20 protein-coding genes are annotated in these 19798 nt (G+C 44.0%); 18 read left to right on the plus strand and 2 right to left on the minus strand.

Annotated elements, in window-relative coordinates; all coding sequences use genetic code 11:
* The first annotated feature begins 97 nt into the window (after positions 1–97).
* Together D0X99_RS20815 and floA are read left to right on the plus strand one after the other, a co-directional pair.
* Positions 98–250 (plus strand): NfeD family protein, encoded by a 153-nt coding sequence (locus tag D0X99_RS20815; RefSeq protein WP_449353855.1) that lies wholly within the window; start codon positions 98–100, stop codon positions 248–250.
* A 5-nt stretch (positions 251–255) separates the two neighbouring features.
* Positions 256–1266, plus strand: a complete 1011-nt coding sequence (gene floA / locus D0X99_RS06475) for a flotillin-like protein FloA (RefSeq protein WP_119476814.1) — start codon at positions 256–258, stop codon at positions 1264–1266.
* A gap of 13 nt (positions 1267–1279) precedes the next feature.
* On the opposite strand, the gene D0X99_RS06480 is transcribed toward floA, so the two are convergent.
* Both D0X99_RS06480 and hemA read right to left on the minus strand, forming a co-directional pair.
* Positions 1280–2848, minus strand: coding sequence for a WG repeat-containing protein (locus tag D0X99_RS06480; protein WP_119476815.1), 1569 nt, complete (start codon positions 2846–2848; stop codon positions 1280–1282).
* A gap of 90 nt (positions 2849–2938) precedes the next feature.
* Positions 2939–4207: a glutamyl-tRNA reductase gene (hemA, locus tag D0X99_RS06485; protein ID WP_119476816.1), complete on the minus strand. Its 1269-nt coding sequence runs from the start codon at positions 4205–4207 to the stop codon at positions 2939–2941.
* Positions 4208–4420: 213 nt separating this feature from the next.
* On the opposite strand from hemA, the gene D0X99_RS06490 reads away from it, so the two are divergent.
* The 16 genes from D0X99_RS06490 (at position 4421) to D0X99_RS06565 (ending at position 19797) form a co-directional block, all read left to right on the plus strand.
* Positions 4421–5080: a ComEA family DNA-binding protein gene (locus tag D0X99_RS06490; RefSeq protein WP_233553667.1), complete on the plus strand. Its 660-nt coding sequence runs from the start codon at positions 4421–4423 to the stop codon at positions 5078–5080.
* Between the two features lie 51 nt (positions 5081–5131).
* On the plus strand, positions 5132–5608 hold the full coding sequence (locus tag D0X99_RS06495) for a type I restriction enzyme HsdR N-terminal domain-containing protein (protein WP_119476818.1): 477 nt from the start codon (positions 5132–5134) through the stop codon (positions 5606–5608).
* 73 nt (positions 5609–5681) lie between these two features.
* The gene (locus tag D0X99_RS06500) at positions 5682–6395 is read left to right on the plus strand and encodes a Crp/Fnr family transcriptional regulator (RefSeq protein ID WP_119476819.1); all 714 of its coding nucleotides are present in this window, start codon (positions 5682–5684) and stop codon (positions 6393–6395) included.
* A gap of 36 nt (positions 6396–6431) precedes the next feature.
* A complete protein-coding gene (locus D0X99_RS06505; protein ID WP_233553668.1) occupies positions 6432–6950 on the plus strand; it encodes a rhodanese-like domain-containing protein in 519 nt (172 codons plus the stop codon).
* 89 nt (positions 6951–7039) lie between these two features.
* A complete protein-coding gene (locus tag D0X99_RS06510) occupies positions 7040–7804 on the plus strand; it encodes a DUF547 domain-containing protein (RefSeq protein WP_119476984.1) in 765 nt (254 codons plus the stop codon).
* A 45-nt stretch (positions 7805–7849) separates the two neighbouring features.
* Entirely contained in the window at positions 7850–9205 is a 1356-nt protein-coding gene (locus D0X99_RS06515) for an NAD(P)/FAD-dependent oxidoreductase (protein WP_119476820.1), read from the plus strand.
* Positions 9202–10746, plus strand: a complete 1545-nt coding sequence (locus D0X99_RS06520) for a 4Fe-4S binding protein (RefSeq protein ID WP_119476821.1) — start codon at positions 9202–9204, stop codon at positions 10744–10746. The genes D0X99_RS06515 and D0X99_RS06520 overlap by 4 nt, the downstream gene beginning before the upstream one ends.
* Positions 10747–12216: a cellulose synthase family protein gene (locus tag D0X99_RS06525; RefSeq protein ID WP_119476822.1), complete on the plus strand. Its 1470-nt coding sequence runs from the start codon at positions 10747–10749 to the stop codon at positions 12214–12216.
* Positions 12217–12222: 6 nt separating this feature from the next.
* Positions 12223–12915 carry a glycosyltransferase family 2 protein gene (locus D0X99_RS06530; RefSeq protein WP_119476823.1) on the plus strand — a complete coding sequence of 231 codons (693 nt, stop codon included), beginning with the start codon at positions 12223–12225 and terminating at the stop codon, positions 12913–12915.
* Between the two features lie 86 nt (positions 12916–13001).
* Complete coding sequence (locus D0X99_RS06535) at positions 13002–13931, plus strand: hypothetical protein (protein ID WP_233553669.1); 930 nt, start codon at positions 13002–13004, stop codon at positions 13929–13931.
* Positions 13932–13939: 8 nt separating this feature from the next.
* A complete protein-coding gene (locus tag D0X99_RS06540) occupies positions 13940–15265 on the plus strand; it encodes a glycosyltransferase 87 family protein (protein ID WP_147392195.1) in 1326 nt (441 codons plus the stop codon).
* Positions 15262–15996: a DUF6503 family protein gene (locus D0X99_RS06545; protein ID WP_119476825.1), complete on the plus strand. Its 735-nt coding sequence runs from the start codon at positions 15262–15264 to the stop codon at positions 15994–15996. The genes D0X99_RS06540 and D0X99_RS06545 overlap by 4 nt, the downstream gene beginning before the upstream one ends.
* A 12-nt stretch (positions 15997–16008) precedes the next feature.
* Positions 16009–16761 carry a DUF6503 family protein gene (locus D0X99_RS06550; RefSeq protein ID WP_119476826.1) on the plus strand — a complete coding sequence of 251 codons (753 nt, stop codon included), beginning with the start codon at positions 16009–16011 and terminating at the stop codon, positions 16759–16761.
* Positions 16762–16782: 21 nt separating this feature from the next.
* Complete coding sequence (locus D0X99_RS06555; protein ID WP_233553670.1) at positions 16783–17820, plus strand: glycoside hydrolase family 113; 1038 nt, start codon at positions 16783–16785, stop codon at positions 17818–17820.
* Positions 17821–18023: 203 nt separating this feature from the next.
* A complete protein-coding gene (locus tag D0X99_RS06560; RefSeq protein ID WP_119476987.1) occupies positions 18024–18236 on the plus strand; it encodes a YgaP family membrane protein in 213 nt (70 codons plus the stop codon).
* A gap of 154 nt (positions 18237–18390) precedes the next feature.
* Positions 18391–19797 (plus strand): Gfo/Idh/MocA family protein, encoded by a 1407-nt coding sequence (locus D0X99_RS06565; RefSeq protein WP_119476827.1) that lies wholly within the window; start codon positions 18391–18393, stop codon positions 19795–19797.
* The last annotated feature ends 1 nt before the right edge of the window (position 19798 follow it).

Raw genomic sequence — 19798 nt, forward strand, 5'->3', positions numbered from 1 at the left:
GTACGGGTTCAGTTCGGGAGTTTGGAAAAAATTTTCTCTTAAATCTTCGATGCAGGGTGGAGCGTTTGACGGTCGAACTGATGGGGTTTCTGTTGGAATGAACGGAAAGGCTGTTTCGGATATCAAGCCCTTCGGAAAAGCTGCTTTTGGTGAATTGGTTTTGGAAGTGAAATCCGAAGAAGGCTTTATTGAAGTCGGCAAAGAAGTCAGTATTATTAAAATTGAAAACAATAAAATTCTGGTAAAATAACTCTTATGGATCCTTCAAGTTCAATGTTTGTCTTGGTCGCTGCTTTTGCAGGGATCGTTTTATTATTCATTTTTTTATACTTCGTTCCGGTTAATCTTTGGATTACCGCCCAGTTTTCGAATGTAAAAGTCGGAATCGGTGAATTGATCGGGATGAGAATCCGGAAAGTACCGCCAAGCGTAATCGTGAATTCATTGATCACCGCAACAAAGGCAGGATTGCAATTGACCTCCAATGACCTGGAAACGCACTATCTCGCAGGTGGAAATGTACCTACTGTAATAAGGGCTTTGATCTCTGCTGACAAAGCAAACATCAGCTTGACTTTCAAGCAGGCAACTGCGATCGATCTAGCCGGCCGTGATGTGTTTGAGGCTGTTCAAATCTCCGTTAATCCCAAGGTTATCAATACGCCAAATGTAGCCGCTGTGGCTGCTGATGGGATTCAACTCATCGCAAAAGCACGAGTAACCGTACGAGCCAACATTGCCCAGCTAGTAGGTGGCGCTGGAGAAGAAACTATCCTAGCCCGTGTGGGTGAAGGTATCGTAACATCAATTGGTTCTGCGGCTACACATAAAAGTGTACTTGAGAATCCGGATAAAATATCCAAACTCGTGCTTTCAAGAGGTTTGGATGCGGGTACGGCATTTGAAATTTTGTCAATTGATATTGCTGATATTGATGTGGGAACAAACATAGGAGCGAAACTTCAGATCGATCAGGCCTCTGCAGATTTGAAAGTGGCTGAGGCTAAAGCCGAAGAAAGACGGGCGATGGCTGTAGCATTGGAACAGGAAATGAAAGCCAGAAATGTGGAAATGCGAGCGAAAGTAATAGAGGCAGAAGCTGAAGTTCCGAGAGCTTTGGCAGAGGCATTCCGTTCCGGTCAGCTTGGAGTGATGGATTATTATAAAATGGAAAACATCAAATCCGATACTTCTATGCGGGAATCAATAGCCAATTCCGATAAGGATTCGAAAGATTCAGGAATAGGTAAATCGGAGAAGAAATAAGAAAAGGGAGCTATTAAGCTCCCTTTTTTCGTTTACCGTTTGTCGGTTCGGGTTCCTGAATCACCACCGGAACGTAGAGTTCTTTTACCAGGATTTGATTTCCAGCCCAATCCGGAACCACCTGCTGGTAATGAACCGGGAAAATCACGTCAGCTTTTTCATTTAATACTCCGGAAAGCCCCTGTTTTCTAACGATAAAAAAGCCCGGTTTTTCAACTTGGATATTTTCAAATTCAATGGGTAGGATTTCTTGGCCAGTACTGTTCAATAGGCCTCTTTTCCCCTCTTTTTCCACTAAAAAATAACCTTCTTTCAGTCTGCAAACTTGATCAAATCCTAGCTCATTCAGCGTTTGTCCGCTGGAGTTTAGAATGAAATATTGACCTCCTGCTTTGGCTATAGCGGTACCTGATGAAAATTCTTTGATCTCATCCCATTTTGCTTCGCTGATTATTCTGCCCTCTCTATCTATAAGTCCCCACGAGTCGGAATTTCTAAATGTGGCACGTTGCTCGGAGAAAATGCCTGTCTCAGCAAAATTTGGCTCAATTGTCCAATCCCCATTTTGATTGATAAATCCGGACTTTCCGTTTTTGCCTGCAGGAAATAAGCCTTCGCTTCCACCTTTGATCCAGTCTGCTTCAGCGACAGGCTGAACCAACCATCCTTTTTTGCTCAAAAGCCCAAGTTTGTTTTCCCTAAACCTGACATTGTATAATCCTGGTTCAATTAGCTGCACCGATTCCATTCCTACGCCATCAAACAATATCCCGTCCTCCTCCATTACTCTCCGGAGTTTGCCGTGGATATACTCCAGCATTAAGTCTCCTTCCTTGGTGATTTTGTGATAGGAATTGTACGCAACGTCGGATTGGACTTCATCGCCTTTGATGAGTAAATATTGGTTCTCATCAAATCCGTAAAAGTAATCCCCACGAGTGTGCTCAAGTTGATCCACAACGGGATCCATGACATAGTCACCGTCAATATTGATGATACCATATCCGGAGGATTCTTTTGCCAGGAGATACTTTCCATCATTTTCCTGTAGAAGTTGATATGGCCGTTCTGGATCATTGGATAAGGGGAGATAATAGGATTCCCCTTTTTTGATAATGACCATGCCATTTTTCGTAAGCTTGGCTTCTTCCAGGGTTCCAAGGGCAGTGGTCTTGCCATTTCCACGTTCAAAAAGCCAGAATTCATTTCCCTTTCTCCCTAACAGGTAGTTGAAATAGGTTTGTATTTCCTCGTATTCCAGTGGCATCACAAGTTGGCCATATTCATGAAATGCGCCAATCCCTTGTGGCCCTTTGACCAAAATCCAAGGAGCGAGGTATTGGTAAATTTCTGTTCCCTTCAGATCTACCATGGGTTTTAATTCTCTGGATAGCAAAAAAAGCCCATCCTGATTTTTTCCGGTGATTACAGTTTCGCTGAGAACCTCTATCCGTTCGAAGATTGCTCTGGATTTTAGTTTTCCCTGTAAATCATACACGTCCCAAGTTTGAGCAAACACGCTTGAGGAAAAAAGCAGGGAAATCAGGGTGGCTAGAAAGAATCGGGATGAATTGGAAATCATATCGGGTGATAAAATTCTGAAAGGGCTAAAGATAAAATGACCAAAGGATTCTGTGTAATCCTTTGGTCATTTCCAGAAAAGAAACTGTGTTTATTTTTCTGTTTTTACTTTTTCGAGGTCGAAAAGATCGGTGATGATTTCAATCATTTCCTCTGCCTGATTTCGCTGGCATGCTGCTCTTAACTGTACCACCGGTACTTTGAGAATTTTTTGCATCATGCTTTTGGTGATTTTATCAATCAGGACATAATCTTTTTCTTCCACGTTTTTAAGATACCGGCTGAGCTCTTCCTGGCGGATTTGCTCGAGTGACTGCTTGAGCTTATTAATGGTAGGGGATACCATCATTTCCTTCTTCCAGTTGTAAAACTCCTCAATGCTCTCGTTTATTATTTCCTCGACTTGAGGTACTGAGGCAAGCCGCTTTTCCAGAGCTTCGGATGCTTTGCTGCGAATATTGTCAACGTTGTATAGGACTACACCTGGCACATCCTCAACTGAAGTTTCAATGCTTCTTGGTACAGATAGATCCACCAGTAACTTGTAGCTCTGGATGTCAAATTTTTTGACAATCTCTTTGGTAATAAACGGCTCATTTTTCATTATCGAGCAGACAATCACATCTGCCTCGTTCATAGCCTCTCTGCATTCCTCAAATGGAACCACTTCAAGTCCCAAAGGAGCTGCAATTTCCTGGGCTTTGGATAGTGTCCGGTTAGTGATCTTCACCTTAGCATCCGGCAAATGAACCATATTTTTTGCTACATCTTCGCCTATTTCACCTACGCCGATTAGAAGAATGCGAGGTTGATAGGTATTTGAAGTAAGGCTTTCAATCAGCTCAATGGTTGCATATGAGAGGGAGGCGGCACCATCTCGAAAGGAAGTTTCCTGAACAATCCGTTTGTTGGTAAAAAAGATCGTGTGCATCAGCCTATGCAAAAATGGACCTGCCATTTCCAAGTCAGCAGAGGTTTGATAGGCTCTTTTTACCTGATTCGAGATTTGGATGTCTCCGACGACCTGGGCTTCCAAGCCCATTGAAACTCGAAAAAGATGCGATATAGCCTGACGGTCATCATTAAAAATCTCGAAATAGTCCATGTAATTGACCACATCGATAAGACCTTTTTCAAGCCCTACCAATTTGATGATCTCTGTACTTAGATCTAACTCATGGCTGTAGTATACCTCAGTTCTGTTGCAGGTAGATAGAATCAATGCATCGCTCAAACTGAAAAACTCTTTAAGTTTCAGGAGAATACGATGGCTTGATTCTTCGTCCAAAGAAATTAATTCCCGGATCTGAACAGGGGCGGTTTTATAGGATAGACTGATCGCTCGAAACTTGATCTGCATCTTTACAAGTTTTGCATCGCAAATTTAACAGACAATGCTCCTTTTAAGTTTGTTTCGTGTAATTGTGAATTAATTTAGAATATATCTAAATAATGATCTTAAAATTCTTAGTTTCCAGAACCCATTTTGTTTTCTTAAACAGTATGTATTAACTTATAAGTTATTGTTTTGGGCTATACTTTTTGACTGATGACCGACAGGTTTTTTTATTGGATGAAATCTTATCTGGGATTTTCCCGAAAAGAATCCCGTGGATTTCTTTTACTGATTCCCGTTTTGCTTCTCTCTGGATTGTCACCTTCATTGGTTCGTTTTTACAAAAACAGGCAAGCAGAACAAAATTTTGCCCATTATTTAGGTCAGTTGGATAGTCTCGGGAAGTTGGAAGTCCAATTGGTCAGTTCTCCCTATCCGACCTTTAACCCACAGGATACAGCTAAAAATACCCGAAATCAAAAACAACTCGAAAATCTAAACCGGATTCCGTTTGCGGAAGCAGATTCAATCACCCTTCAGATTGTGCCCGGTATTGGTCAAGCTACAGCGGGCAGGATCATCAAATACCGTGAAAATCTTGGTGGATTTCACAGTCAAGGGCAGTTATTGGAAGTATTTGGAGTCAAAGAAGAAACGGCTGTATCACTTTGGGAGTTTTTTGAGTTTGAACCTTTGATTTTTCGAAAAATTCCAATCAATTCAGTCGCACTTGAAGATTTGTCAGCCCATCCCTACATCAGCTATGGTGAGGCCAAAGTTTTGTTGGCATATCGTAACCAGCACGGGAAATTCCTTTCGGAAGCGGACCTGTTGAAAATCAAAATTTTCAAATCCGAGTGGGTTGAGAAAATCAGTCCCTACCTGAATTTTGATTAATCCGGAATTTTCCACGGAAATGTAAATTGAATTTTTGCTCATCTTTGAGGCATGAGTTCCACTCAAGATCAGAAAATCAACCTTCCCATTTTAAATCTTCCTCATTTTGAGCCAACGATTCGTCAGTCAGATGGGAAGCTTTGGATTTTTGACTCATTGAGGAAAAAGTATTTGGTATTAACTCCGGAAGAGTGGGTTCGACAACATTGGACCAATTATTTAATCAATCATCAGGATTACCCTGGAGGACTTTTTTCTTTGGAAAAAGGATTGAAATACAATAAATTACAAAAAAGGACTGATTTGGTTGTTTTTGACCGGGAAGGTAAGCCCTACCTATTGGTCGAGTGTAAAGCCCCTACGATAAGGATTAATGATCAAACCTTGGGGCAGGCCATGGCTTACAACCGGGAATTAAATTGTCCCAATCTGATTCTTTCGAATGGCATAAAACATTTTTATATGGCATATGACAGTGACGAAAAAAAATTTATTCAACGTCAAAGTTTACCGATTTGTCCCAAATAACTAGTCTTTTTTTATGATTTAAATCAGTCATTTTTTAAATTCAAAGAACAATTTTTACCCAGCAATTACAATTATGTCTAGTCATCCTCACAATACGCCATGTGAGCTTTGCGCCAGCAGGAAGTATTCACTTTTCTCTGACCTCCCGGAAGCTCAGATTTGCACAATATCTGATCATAAGAATCTGATATCCCATCGAAAAGGACAGATTCTCTATTACGAAGGAACCAAGCCTTTGGGTATTTTCTGCATCAATGCCGGTGTAGTCAAAGTCTATAAAACCGCCTCAAACGGCAAGGAACAAATCATTCACTTAGCTCAAAAAGGAGACTTTCTGGGTTATGCAGCACTTTTGGGAGAGGAAAACTATTCCAATTCTGCTATGATCATCGAGGATGCCAAAATCTGTTTTGTCCCTAAAGAAGCCTTTATTAACTCCCTTCTCCACAATACGCAATTTTTTAGACGTGTTGCAAAGGCATTGAGCCATGAAATCGGAGTAATGGAGGAAAAGCTTACTGATGCTACCCAGAAAAGTATCCGGGAGCGACTTGCCTTTGTCCTCCTTCAGTTGGGAAATTCCTATGGTGTAGAAGGAGCCGGTAGTCAAAAAATTGATCTTATTCTTAGCCGAGAAGAAATTGCCGGGATCGTCGGGACAGCTACAGAATCCGTTATTCGCCTGCTTTCCGAGTTCAAAAAAGACAAGCTGATCGATCTGGATGGAAAGAAAATCATTATCAAAGACCGGCGGGGACTCGCCCGCTTATCAGATTTTTACGCCTGATTAGAACCTCTTCCCCAGGATTCGGGTTTTTCGGACATGAACAGTACACTTATCAGTTGGCTGACATTCCGGAAAACCCGATTTCTTTTTTTCGGGCTTCTCATGATGCCGTTTTTTTCCTATTCACAGTCTCTCGCTTACAAGACTTTGCTGGATGGATTATATGACAAAAATTTTCCTGTAGTCAAAGCGGAGCAAATAAGTGACCTTTCCAATTACCAGGTGCTTGATGCCAGGGAACGGGAGGAGTTTGAGGTAAGTCATCTTTCAGGTGCCAAATGGGTTGGCTATGAGACGTTTGATTTGAAGAATGTAGAAAATCTGGATCGAAATGAGCCGGTTTTAATTTATTGTACCGTGGGAGCCAGGTCTCAGGAAATCGGCAAAAAGCTTCAGGAAGCTGGATTTACCCGAGTTTACAATTTATATGGGGGGATCATCCAATGGTCCAATTCCGAGAAACCCTTGGAGTCCCAAGGTAAGCCCACCCGAAAAGTCCATACCTATTCCAAGACTTGGGGGATTTGGCTCACCAAAGGAGAAAAAGTTAATTAGAGTGAAAATTGCCCCATATTCTCAATTGGGCCAATAGCCATTCATCCCTATTTGAATTCTTTCCGTAGATGCCCATCAAACTCCTATTTATGAAATCCCTTCGCTTTCTTCCAGTTTTCCTGATTGCTCTTTTTCTTTTTTCATGTCAAGGTTCAACCTTGGGAATGGCAGGCACCACTCCTCCAAGTCATCAACTCTGGGATCAGCTCGTTAAAGCTCATGTCAAACCAAATGGGATGGTCGATTACAAAGGATTTATCCGGGAAAAGGCTAAGCTGGAGAGCTATCTGAAACTCCTTTCTGCCAACGCTCCCGACCGCAAAACCTGGTCAAAAAATCAGCAACTCGCCTATTGGATCAATGCCTACAATGCTTTTACGGTCAAATTGATCGTGGATAATTACCCAGTCAAAAGCATACGGGATTTGGGTCCGGCGCTAAAAATACCGATGATTAAGGATGTCTGGCATTACCAGTTTTTTAAGATCGGAGGAGTTGATTCCAGTCTTGATGAGATTGAGCATTCCATTCTGAGAAAAGAATTTGACGAACCTCGAATCCATTTTGCGATCAATTGTGCTTCCGTTTCCTGTCCTCCATTATTGAATGAGGCATTTGTTGCTGAGAAAATCGAGGCTCAATTAACTAAGGTGGCAACCACATTCATCAATGATCCTTCCCGCAATAAAATCACTCCTGATCAGGCTCAGATTTCCTCCATTTTTTCCTGGTTTAAAGGTGATTTTACCAAAAAAGGATCTCTGATTGATTTTCTGAATACCTATTCAAAAGTGAAACTTAAGCCAAGCGCCAAAATTTCACATTTGGATTACAACTGGAATCTGAACGAATAGCCGAAACATTTTCGGTAACTTAACCCCATCCCATTTTTTTTACCCATGAGCCAATCCCGGCATATCGTCATTATCGGCAACGGAATTTCCGGTGTTACTTGTGCTAGAAATCTGAGAAAACTGGATTCGGGAGCAAGAATCACCCTGATTTCCGGGGAATCGAAGTATTTTTTTTCCCGCACCGCGTTGATGTATGTGTTCATGGGGCACATGAAATTTGAGCATACCCAACCTTACGAGCCGTGGTTTTGGGAGAAAAACAGAATTGACCTGAAAGAAGCATGGGTCAAGCAGGTGGATTTTGAAGGAAAATCGCTCCTTTTTAGCTCGGGCGAAAAACTGGCTTATGATGCATTGGTCATTGCTACGGGTTCCAAGCCCAATAAATTCGGTTGGCCGGGCCAAGATCTGATTGGAGTTCAGGGATTGTATTCCAAGCAGGATTTGGAGTTGATGGAAAAAAATACTCAATCAGGTGTACAGCGGGCCGCGATTGTCGGCGGTGGATTGATCGGAATCGAAATGGCTGAAATGCTTGCCTACAAAAAGATACCGGTGACTTTCCTTGTCCGCGAAAAAGGATTCTGGGACAATGTCCTCCCCAAAGAAGAATCCGAATTGGTCAGCAGACACATCCGCGAGCATCATATCGATTTGCGATTGGAGACCGAGCTAAAAGAGATTCTTTCGGATTCCAACGGTCGAGTCCGTGCAGTAATCACCTCAATAGGGGAGGAAATCCCTTGTCAGTTTGTAGGATTGACGGCTGGAGTAACACCAAACATCGATTTTCTAAGAAATACTGTACTCCAAGTGAATCGGGGAGTGAAAGTGGATGAGTATTTCCAAACCAATATTCCCGATGTTTTTGCCATAGGAGACTGTGCGGAATTTGAAAAACCACCTGCTGCAGACCGGCGAAATATTGAACAAGTATGGTACACCGGACGAATGCACGGGGAAACGCTAGCCTACAACCTCTGCAATAAACCAGTCCCTTATCGGCCGGGTGTATGGTTCAACTCAGCCAAATTTCTGGATATCGAGTACCAAACTTACGGGACGGTGCCTCCGACTTGGGATGAAAGTCAGGTCAAAAGTTTTTACTGGGAGCATGCTTCGGGAAAGGTCTGTTTCCGCATGCTGATGAATTCCTCTGGTCAGATATTAGGTGTCAATAATTTCGGCTTTAGACTCAGGCATGAGTTGATGGACCGTGCGATTCGTGAAAAATGGTCCGGAGGAAAGGTGATGGCCCGGTTAAAACACGCGAATTTCGACCCGGAGTTTTTTGCTCCCTATTACATCGAAATTCAAAATGCTTTCAAAACAGAAATAGGAGGCCATTTTCATCTTGCAAAGAAATCATTTATCCAAAAACTTTTCGGAGCAAGCGTATGAAGGGAATAGAGAAATTAGGTTTAGGATTGTTTCTGATCGGGTTGATTGTATTTCTGATCATTCCGTTTTTGGGAACATACACCCTTTCCGAAGACTTGGTTTTGGCAAAGACCAAGGATATTCATCAGGAGAAAATGGCTGAGATTCTTGAGCCGATGTACGGGAAGGAATATGGTTCCAGTTTTTCGTTTCTCGCTGCATTTGGGGAAAATTTTGGCACCTACAATGACCAACTGAAATCGCAACAACTCTGGGATCAGGTCATTTGGGATGATTACAGTTTTGCTTTGGCTTTTTCAGCTTTGCAAAGTCCGGTTCGCGAAAATCCCTGGCTATACTTTGGCCTTTCAATTGGCTTGGCAGTTTTGGGAGGATTTTTATACAACTTTCGCCAATACCAGAACGAGCCTGCAGGGATCAAAAACAACGGTATTTTCCATTCCTCTTTGAAGAATAAAGGGCTTATCGGGATGCTGACAGGATCATTTCTAATCTTGTTTTACGTCGTTCTGTATTGGTTTCCGGCTTATTTGGTCAATCTCGTTTGGATGGTGAGTCCCATTTCTGAGATCCTGTCCGGCAATCCCGCCAGTCAATGGTTTCTTTACGGATTGATTTATACCCTGGCCATTATCGTGATGGGAATCCGGATGTTTCGAAAGTATCGAGGCAACAAATATCAACAACTCCGGACAGCGTCGGTCATGTTTTTTCAGACGGCCTTTGCTTTCCTGATCCCTGAAATCCTGGTGTTGCTCAATCAGCCCTACTTTGATTTCAAAAATATCTGGCCTTTGGATTACGATTTTTTCTATGATTATCAGATCTCCGCGTTCCTTTCTGGAGGGGGAGTAGGCATGTTTATGCTGATTTGGGGCATTTTGTTGATTATCGTGGGAGTTCCTGTGTTTACCTATTTCTTTGGAAAAAGATGGTATTGCTCTTGGGTTTGCGGTTGTGGCGGCTTGGCCGAAACCGTAGGAGATCCCTTTCGGCAGCTTTCTGACAAGTCTGTCAAAGCCTGGAAATACGAGCGGGTAATCATTCATAGTGTCCTCGTTTTGGCAGTGGTGATGACAGTGGTGACCATCGCCAACTACTTTTCGGGCTTCAGCTTTTTGGGAAATGTAACCAACCAGCTACATTCGTTTTACGGTTTTGCGATCGGTTCGGCATTTGCAGGAGTTGTGGGCACTGGATTCTATCCATTTATGGGGAATCGGGTGTGGTGTCGTTTCGGATGTCCCTTGGCTGCCTATTTGGGAATTGTGCAACGGTTCAAATCCAGATTTCGAATCACCACCAATGGAGGTCAGTGCATTTCCTGCGGCAATTGCTCCACGTATTGTGAGATGGGAATTGATGTCCGCTGGTATGCCCAGCGAGGGCAGAATATTGTCCGTTCCTCCTGTGTGGGTTGTGGAGTATGCTCGGCAGTTTGTCCGAGAGGGGTGTTGAAGTTGGAAAACGGACCGGAAGAAAACCGAATCAACGACCTGCCGATCATCATCGGCAACGATTCCATCAAGATCAACTTGTAAATGATTTTCCTCTATTTCCTCTGTGGACTGTATTTTCTGGGAATGCTTTTCATCCTGATTTACAGTCTGGCACAGGGGCATTTGTTGTTCCATTTTCTAAAAGCCAGAAAAGAGTGGGATAATATCCCGAATAAAACTCCAGAAGAATGGCCAAAAGTCACCGTTCAACTTCCGGTGTTCAATGAGCTCTACGTAGTGGAGCGGCTCATTGAGGCAGCAGCGAAACTGAACTATCCCAAAGATTTACTTCAAATCCAAATTTTGGATGACAGCACGGATCAGACTGTTGATCTCATCAGGGAAAAATTGAATGAATACCCGGAAGTCAATTTTCAATACATTCACCGCACCAACCGAGCAGGCTTTAAAGCAGGAGCTTTGCGAGAAGGTTTGGAAAAAGCGACTGGTGAGTTTATTGCGATCTTCGATGCGGATTTCGTTCCTGATCCGGACTTTTTGATCAAGACTCTTCCTTATTTCTCCTCAGAAAAAGTCGGGATGATCCAGACCCGTTGGACTCACCTAAACAGGGATTATTCCCTGTTGACCCGGTTGCAGGCATTTGCACTTGATGCACATTTTTTCATCGAGCAAATGGGAAGAAATCATCAGGGAGCCTTTATCAATTTCAACGGAACCGGAGGGATCTGGCGGAAAAGCTGCATCCTCGATGCGGGCAACTGGCATGATGATACCTTGACCGAAGACTTGGATCTGAGCTATCGGGCCCAGCGCAAGGGCTGGAAATTCGTCTATCGACCCGAAATAGAATCGCCTGCAGAGCTTCCTCCGATCATGTCCGCCATCAAATCTCAGCAATTTCGCTGGACTAAAGGTGGAGCAGAGTGTGCAGTGAAGCATGCCGGAGCAGTCAGTCATGAAGCGCTTCCCTTTAGGGTGAAATTTCACTCCTTCGCCCACTTGTTCAATTCCACTATTTTCATTGCAGTTTTGCTCACCAGCTTGAGCAGCATCGGGGTTTGGTGGGCTGGGGAAAAGGGGCTGATTCCGGAGGTTTTGATCCGGATTTCCGGGATTTTCCTGATTGGGTTTGTGCTGATCGCCGGAGTATATCTGGTCTCCTATTTCTATGGCAAGCGCTCCTTTGTCAATTCGGCCTTGGGAGTGATTTGGCAGCTTCCGCTCTTTTTGTCGGTCTCCATGGGATTGGCTTTGCACAATGCACAGGCGGTTTGGGAAGGCCTTTCAGGTAAAAAATCACCCTTCATTCGAACCCCAAAATTCAACCTGGAATCGGGAAATGTTCAGCTTTCAGGAAACCGCTACCTGCTACACCGAATGCCGATCACTACTTGGTTTGAGGGACTTTTGGCGCTGGTTTTCTGGGGAATGGTTTGGTTGGCTTTTCGGGAGAAAAACTTTCTTTTCCTTCCGTTTCACACCATGCTGGCCTTTGGGTATAGCCTGGTTTTTATCACCTCATTCAAATCCTACGGCCTCGGCCGCTAATTTATAATGTTCAATTCCCCGATCATTGACGTCATCATTCCTGCTTACAATGAGGAAAAGTCAATTCCCAAAGTCATTGCCGAAATCCCCAACTTCGTCCGCCACATCGTGGTGGCAAATAACAATTCGACCGATCGGACTGGAGCAGTAGCCCAAGAGGCGGGTGCTATTGTGGTCTTTGAACCGCAAAAGGGCTATGGAAAAGCCTGCCTCACGGCCATGGATTGGATAAAAAAACAGGAAATCCAACCCGATATTGTCGTGTTTTTGGATGGTGATTATAGCGATTATCCGGAGGAAATGACGGATTTGATTCAGCCGATTTTGGGAGGAAAAGCCGAACTGGTCATCGGGTCAAGAGCCTTGGGACAGCGGGAAAGTGGATCGATGACGTTTCCTCAAGTCTTTGGAAACTGGCTGGCGACTACGATGATGCGATATATGCAAGGCGCCAAATTTTCGGATTTAGGTCCTTTTCGAGCCATTGTCTGGAAAAGACTCCTCGAAATAAACATGATCGATCAGAACTTTGGGTGGACCATTGAGATGCAGATCAAAGCCCATAAAGCCGGCCTCAATTATTCAGAGATACCAGTCAATTACCGCAAGCGGATCGGAGTGTCCAAAGTCAGCGGGACGGTCAAAGGCGTGATCGGAGCGGGCTATAAGATTATTTTTACGATCTTCAAATATTGGTGATTCAGTTGGCAGTGTGAAGTCAACAGTGTACTATCACAGTTGACAGAAGAACAGGAAGTACTCGATCCCTAATTCAAACTTACAATATGAAACCGTCACCTCTTAGCGTCCGAAATCCCAAGTCCCAAATCCTAATTTTTCAATTTTTATTCTTCCTTCTATCTTTCTCAATTTTTCTTTTTTCCTGCAGTCCTTCCGGCCGTGAAGGAGTAGAGGAAGAGCAGTTTGCCAAGTATTGGTATCAGGGAAAAGCCGAAATCAATGTCTTTGACCTTCAGCAAAGCCGATACGGTCAGGTAAGACCCGGTAAGGCCGTGATGATCTTCGTGACGGAGGATTTTTCCAAGGCTAAACAAGTCAAACTTGATAATCCCAAAGACCGCCCCTCGGATGCACAAAAGGTGCTGAAGCTGAACATGACACGTGAATTTGTGACCGGAGTATATCCGTACCACACCATGCTTTCTGTCTTTACGCCGGTGTATGAGGAGGTCTGGTCGCCCAAACTCACCGCTTCCGTGACCGAGTGGTGCGGGCAATCTTTTACCCAATTGAATTTTAAAAGTGGCAAGTATAACGCAAAGCAGTTTTCCTACTTTGAGAACGAAGGTGATGCGGAGACTAAACTCGATGCACCTGCCGAGGAGGAGATTTTTAACCTGATTCGCCTGAATCCGGACTTAGTGCCGATGGGAAATCTGAGATTGGTTCCAAGTCTGATCTTCCAGCGATTTGCCCATATTCCGCTCAAAGCAGAATCAGCGACAGTTTCAAAAAGAGACATCGGCTCCAATCAATCCGAAATCGAAGTAGCTTATTCCGAAATCGGACGCAAGCTCATCGTCCGGTACCAGATGTTTTTTCCTTATGAAATCATTGCTTTTCAGGAAGTCTGGACCAAAGCTGACGGGAAGCAGGAAATCACCACTGCTACCCGAACCAACATGCAGATGCTGGACTATTGGAATCAAAATGAAAAGGTGTTTGAACCTTTGAGAAAGGACTTGGGGCTGTGAATTCTACTTTGAAGCTAGTTGTACAGGTGCTGCTGGCGCTGTTGATGCTGGCAGGAGTTTATTTTCTGGGAAACCTGGTTCCAAGGACAGATTTTCAGTCCACTTTTGGACTGTTTGTGGTCTTGTTTGGATTGATGTTTCTGATTTTCTCACTGTCAGAAGAAAAGACTCCCTGGTTTTTAATTTTCATTTCCGGTCTTCTTATCCGATTTTCCCTTTTTCTGGCTATTCCACAATGGTCGGAGGACTATGCCCGATTCCTCTGGGATGGGGAGTTGGTCAGAATGCAGGAGAATCCCTATTCAGAGACTCCCAAACAATTTCTTGAAAATCATCCCGTAGAGGCTTCGGTGATGCTCGATCAGCTTTATCCATTGCTCAATTCACCGGAGTATCACTCTGTTTATCCTCCTTTGAACCAAGGCGTGTTTTGGTTGGCAGCCAAGGCCTCGGACGGATTGATTGCCAACGGGATCATCAGTCTAAGACTACTCTTGTTTTTGGCTGAAATTGCTGTTTTCATGCTTTTTATCCGATTGCTGAAAGCATTTCAGCTCCCGCAAAAACTGGTGATTTTATACTGGCTCAATCCCTTGGTGATTTTGGAAATCACGGGAAATCTTCATTTCGAGGGGTTGGTATTGCTGCTGCTTTTGGCCAGTGTTTTGGCATTGGAAATGAAAAAGATTCCTTTGGCTGGAGGGTTTTGGGGCTTGGCAATCGGGATGAAGTTGGTTCCGCTGATTTTCCTGCCTGCCTTGATTTCATTCAAGAAAATCCGAGAAAGCAAACTGGTATGGATGAGTGTGTTTTTGGCTTTGGTGTTCAGTTTTGGTTGGCTTTTGGTGGATTCCTCTTGGGTTAATTTTTTCAAAAGTCTCGGCTTGTATCAGGGGAAATTTGAATTCAATGCTTCGGTTTATTACCTGCTTCGGGAGGTTGGATTTTGGATGGTAGGTTACAATACCATTGCGGATTTGACTAAAGTCCTGAGTGTTCTGACTTTGGGACTGGTCATTTATTTTTCCTGGAAAAGAAAGCCTTCCACTCTTCTGGATTTACTGGATTTGTGGGTGTTGATCTACCTCATCTACCTGATTTTACAGCCGGTGATGCATCCCTGGTACCTGATTCCGGCTTTTGGCTTGAGTTTACTGACAGGAAGAAATACCTTTTTGATTTGGTCCTTTGCTGCGATTTTTTCCTATCGGGCTTATGCGAGCGAACCGGTGTCAGAGAGTTCTGTTTTCTTGGCAGTTGAATATTTGTTGGTGGTAGGTGGGATTTATTTGGATTATTTTCTGCCAAAAAAAACACTTAATCTCAAGTCATGAGCAAACTGACTCGTTTACTTCTAGGATTGGCTTTGATGCTTCAGTTTTCCTGTTCAAAAAGTCCGGAGGAGCAAGCCCAAGTGCTTTTGCAAAAATCCATGGAAGCCCATGGAGGAGCTGAAAAATGGTCCACTATCAGCAGTTTGAAATTCCGCAAATGGACTCGACTGTTTCAGGAGGACGGAACTGTCGAAAGTGAACTGGACCAATGGCATGAGTTTCGTTTTAAGCCTTTTTTTGAGGGGAAAATTACCTGGACCAAGGACAGCATTTCCCATGTCTCAACTTGGGATGGAAGCCAAATGCGGTATTTCATGGGTGACAACGAGGTCAAGAATGAAGGTTTTTTGGCTTCCAAAAAGAAGGATTTTGATGCTGCTTTTTACACTTTCGCCCAACCTTGGAAATTACTGGATGAAGGAACAATGCTCAGCTATGAAGGCCAAAAGACACTGGAAAATGGCAAACTGGTGGAGGTAATCCGTGTGGATTATGGACCTGAGGCAGATACCTGGTGGTATTATTTTGATCCGAAAACTTTCCTGATGGTTGGAAATGAAATTCAACTCAAAGACCACCGAAGCTTGGTTTATAACCTGGGATTTGAAGTGAAGGAAGGGTTCAAACTACACGGTAAGCGGGAAAGTTTTCGGGTGAATGAACAAGGGGAGAAGCTTTTCCTGAGAGCTGAATATATTTACTCGAATTATGAAATTGAATTTGAAAACTAGACGACTTGATAGATGGAAAACGTTCTGAAATACACATTCTTCCTGGCTTTTGCAGCACTACTGGCCTCCTGTGATCAACGCACTGAAGCTGAAAAAATCGTTGATGCCGCCATTGAAGCCCATGGGGGAAAGGCTTTTGAAACTTCCAAAATCGACTTTGATTTTAGAAACATCCATTACACCATTTATAAGACGCCAACTGCGTATGAGTACATCCGTGAATTCACCGATTCCACAGGAACAGTGAAGGATGTGCTCAACAATGCCGGATTTGTCCGAACCGTGAACGGAACAAAAATCGACACCTTGACCGAAGAGCGGATTGGAGCATTTTCCCGCTCGGTCAATTCGGTAGCTTATTTTGCATTTCTGCCTTATGGTCTAAATGATGCCGCAGCTGTAAAAACCTACCTCGGAGAGACTGAATTGAAAGGTGAAAAGTACCATTTGGTTAAAGTGACTTTTCAGCCGGAAGGAGGAGGAGAGCATTACGAAGATGAATTCCTGTATTGGTTTGGTAAGGACGATTACCTGATGGATTACATGGCTTACAGCTACCATACCGATGGAGGAGGAGTGCGAATGCGTGAAGTCAGCGGCGTTACGGAGGTTGGAGGGATTCGCTTTCAAAACTACCTGAATCTCAAGCCTGACGACAAAAATACCCCAGTGGAAAAGATGCAGGATCTCTATATTTCCGGTAAATTGGAAAAGCTCTCCGAGATCATTCTCGAAAATATCCGGGTTGAGCCCCTCTCAAAATAACCTATAAGCAACCCTCTCCACATGAAGCCTTGGTTCACCAAATACCTTTTCAGTTCTGTGGGCCTGGTGTTGCTGAGTTTTTTTATCTGGTTTTTTATTCCTGCGGAAAGCTTGGTCACCACGGATGAAAAGTGGAAGGGTGTCTGTTGGGTGGGAAGTCGCCAACCCCTTCAGGGAGGGGAGCTTCAGGCCTTAAAATCCACCGGGGCCAATGCCATCTCTCAAACACCTTTTGGTTGGCAGACGGACAAAAATTCCCCTGAAATCCGTTGGGATCTCAGCAATGAAAAAAAATGGTGGGGTGAAACCCCAGCTGGAATTCAGGTGACCTTGGATTCATCCGCTCAACACGGGATAATGAATATGCTCAAGCCGCACCTCTGGGTACGCGGAAGTTGGCCGGGAGAAATCGAGATGAAAAATCCAGAGGACTGGAAGCGTTGGTTTGAGAATTACCGCGAATTTATTTTGGATTATGCCCAACTGGCGGAAGAACTGAAAATGCCTATGCTTTGTGTTGGGACTGAACTTGAATTGACATCAGACCGGGAGAAGGAATGGAGGGAAATTATCGCAGAAGTCAGAAAAGTCTATTCCGGCAAACTCACCTATGCGGCCAATTTTACGGAGTTTGAGAAAGTAAAATTTTGGGATGCATTGGATTATGTGGGTATACAGGCCTATTTTCCTTTGGCTTCCGATCATAGTCCTAATTTGGACGAGTTGAAAGTTTCCTGGGAAGGTCACCTCCCAAAAATTGAAAAGGTGATCAGGAAGTATAAAAAGCCAGTGATTTTTACAGAGATCGGCTATTGCAATACCGTCGATGCAGCCGTCGAGCCTTGGGTTTGGCCAAATGAACGGAAGGAAATCCAATTCTCGGAGGAAGTCCAGGCCCTTTGTTACGAGGCGTTTTTTGAAACTGCCTGGAAAAAAGAATGGCTCGCCGGGGTGTTTTTTTGGAAATGGTATCCCGAACGACATGAGCGGGAACCTGACTTCACCCCGCAGGGAAAAGCTGCCGAAAAGGTGATGACACAGTACTTCTCTGCCTATTGAAAATCAGATGCATCTGTGACTTTTGTCATGGATGTGAAAAGGGATTGGATATAGCTTTACTTCACTGAAAGGCGGATTGAGAGTATCAATTTCACCCAAAATTCAACCTCAAAAGTCATGAAATCCAACTTGCCGAAGTTGATTCAGTGAGATAATGAGTTGGCATGCGAGATTCCATATTGCCCATTGATAAAAAAAATCATATGAAAAAGAACGTAGGAAGTACAGACAAAATCATCCGATTGGTCATTGCCTTAGTTTTAGCCTGGTTGTATTATGCAGGGACTATTTCCGGAACATGGGGTATAGTCGCTCTGGTGGTGGCTGTGATTTTTTTGGTAACCAGCATGGTTAATTTCTGTCCACTTTATGCCATACTGGGGCTCAATAGTGCTCCAAAATCCAAATCGACATAAATCATAGAAGAATAATTGATAGTGCTTTCAAATTGAGGGAAAGGCCGGAGGCGATTGCTTCCGGTTTTTTTATACCCTTTCTGATTGGCGGTAGGGACTTTTTTGATTTTTTCACTAAATAGCTTCAGCAAACCCAAAAAAAGCACGAATTACTATGAACCGAAGAAGAGAATTTTTGAAATCTACCGGATTGGCGGGGCTGGGCCTTTTTGGAGCCGGAAGCGCACTGGCGGGAGATTTTCAGACCTTGCCCATGGAGGCAAAATATGGGAATTCCAGAATCCAATCCTTCAACATGTGTGGATTTTCCGCACCCAAAATTGAAACCGTACGGGTTGGGGTTGTCGGTTTGGGACAGCGAGGTCCCGGTGCTGTAACCCGATTAAGCAAAATCGAAGGTGTCGAGATCAAAGCACTTTGTGATCTTCTTCCCGAGCGTGCGGAAAAAGCTAAAAAATCACTGGAGGGAACTCCCCACAATCCGGAACTATACTCTGGTAGTGTATATGCATGGAAAAAAATGTGTGAGCGTCCGGATCTGGATCTGATTTACATTGCCACTCCTTGGGATTGGCACGTACCTATGGCGGTCTATGCCATGGAGTCGGGAAAGCATGCTGCTGTGGAAGTACCCGCAGCCCGCACGCTGGATGAGTGCTGGCAGTTAGTAGAAACTTCCGAGCGCACCAAAAAGCACTGCATGCAATTGGAAAACTGCTGCTATGATTTCTTCGAGCTAATGACCTTGAAAATGGCCCGCGAAGGATTCTTCGGAGAGGTATTGCATGTGGAAGGAGCCTATATCCACGATTTGCTGGCTCATAATTTCCAGAAGGAGGGCGGCTATCAGGACATGTGGAGACTGAAAGAAAATTACAGAAACGGAAATCTCTACCCGACTCACGGGCTTGGGCCAATCTGCCAAATCCTCAACATCAATCGAGGAGATCAAATGGAATATCTAACCTCAATGTCTTCCAATGATTTCCAAATGAAAGCAAGAGCGGAGGAACTTGCAGAGCAAGATCCTTTCTTCGGTTCGTTTGCTTCCAAGTCATACCGTGGAAATATGAATACCACTGTGGTCAAGACTAAACACGGAAAGACGATCATGATTCAGCACGACGTGACTTCACCCCGTCCCTATTCCCGATTGCATGTGGTCAGCGGTACAGAAGGGTTTGCTCAAAAATATCCTGAGCAAAAAGTATCCAAGGGACATAGCTGGATGAAGGAAGAGGAAATGAAAGATCTCCAAACCAAGTACACTCCGGAGATCGTTCAGAAAGTGGGCGAATTGGCCAAGCAGATAGGTGGCCACGGAGGAATGGACTTCATGATGGACTGGAGACTGATTGACTGCCTCAGAAATGGGCTTCCGCTCGACCAGGATGTCTATGATGCGGCACTTTGGAGTTGCATTACACCGCTGAGCGAATGGTCTGTGGCTAACCGTTCCAATTCGATCGACGTGCCTGATTTCACAGCCGGTAACTGGAAAACCAACAAACCTGTTCCAATCACCTTAGCCGGCGGCGGAACAACAAAGGTTAGAGTATAAA

The organism is Algoriphagus lacus, from assembly GCF_003583985.1.
Classification (GTDB): domain Bacteria; phylum Bacteroidota; class Bacteroidia; order Cytophagales; family Cyclobacteriaceae; genus Algoriphagus; species Algoriphagus lacus.

Coding starts and splice junctions, on each gene's coding strand:
- D0X99_RS20815 (WP_449353855.1), top strand. CDS start 98: ATGAACGGAAAGGCTGTTTCGGATATCAAGCCCTTCGGAAAAGCTGCT.
- floA (WP_119476814.1), top strand. CDS start 256: ATGGATCCTTCAAGTTCAATGTTTGTCTTGGTCGCTGCTTTTGCAGGG.
- D0X99_RS06480 (WP_119476815.1), bottom strand. CDS start 2,848: ATGATTTCCAATTCATCCCGATTCTTTCTAGCCACCCTGATTTCCCTG.
- hemA (WP_119476816.1), bottom strand. CDS start 4,207: ATGCAGATCAAGTTTCGAGCGATCAGTCTATCCTATAAAACCGCCCCT.
- D0X99_RS06490 (WP_233553667.1), top strand. CDS start 4,421: ATGAAATCTTATCTGGGATTTTCCCGAAAAGAATCCCGTGGATTTCTT.
- D0X99_RS06495 (WP_119476818.1), top strand. CDS start 5,132: ATGAGTTCCACTCAAGATCAGAAAATCAACCTTCCCATTTTAAATCTT.
- D0X99_RS06500 (WP_119476819.1), top strand. CDS start 5,682: ATGTCTAGTCATCCTCACAATACGCCATGTGAGCTTTGCGCCAGCAGG.
- D0X99_RS06505 (WP_233553668.1), top strand. CDS start 6,432: ATGAACAGTACACTTATCAGTTGGCTGACATTCCGGAAAACCCGATTT.
- D0X99_RS06510 (WP_119476984.1), top strand. CDS start 7,040: ATGAAATCCCTTCGCTTTCTTCCAGTTTTCCTGATTGCTCTTTTTCTT.
- D0X99_RS06515 (WP_119476820.1), top strand. CDS start 7,850: ATGAGCCAATCCCGGCATATCGTCATTATCGGCAACGGAATTTCCGGT.
- D0X99_RS06520 (WP_119476821.1), top strand. CDS start 9,202: ATGAAGGGAATAGAGAAATTAGGTTTAGGATTGTTTCTGATCGGGTTG.
- D0X99_RS06525 (WP_119476822.1), top strand. CDS start 10,747: ATGATTTTCCTCTATTTCCTCTGTGGACTGTATTTTCTGGGAATGCTT.
- D0X99_RS06530 (WP_119476823.1), top strand. CDS start 12,223: ATGTTCAATTCCCCGATCATTGACGTCATCATTCCTGCTTACAATGAG.
- D0X99_RS06535 (WP_233553669.1), top strand. CDS start 13,002: ATGAAACCGTCACCTCTTAGCGTCCGAAATCCCAAGTCCCAAATCCTA.
- D0X99_RS06545 (WP_119476825.1), top strand. CDS start 15,262: ATGAGCAAACTGACTCGTTTACTTCTAGGATTGGCTTTGATGCTTCAG.
- D0X99_RS06550 (WP_119476826.1), top strand. CDS start 16,009: ATGGAAAACGTTCTGAAATACACATTCTTCCTGGCTTTTGCAGCACTA.
- D0X99_RS06555 (WP_233553670.1), top strand. CDS start 16,783: ATGAAGCCTTGGTTCACCAAATACCTTTTCAGTTCTGTGGGCCTGGTG.
- D0X99_RS06560 (WP_119476987.1), top strand. CDS start 18,024: ATGAAAAAGAACGTAGGAAGTACAGACAAAATCATCCGATTGGTCATT.
- D0X99_RS06565 (WP_119476827.1), top strand. CDS start 18,391: ATGAACCGAAGAAGAGAATTTTTGAAATCTACCGGATTGGCGGGGCTG.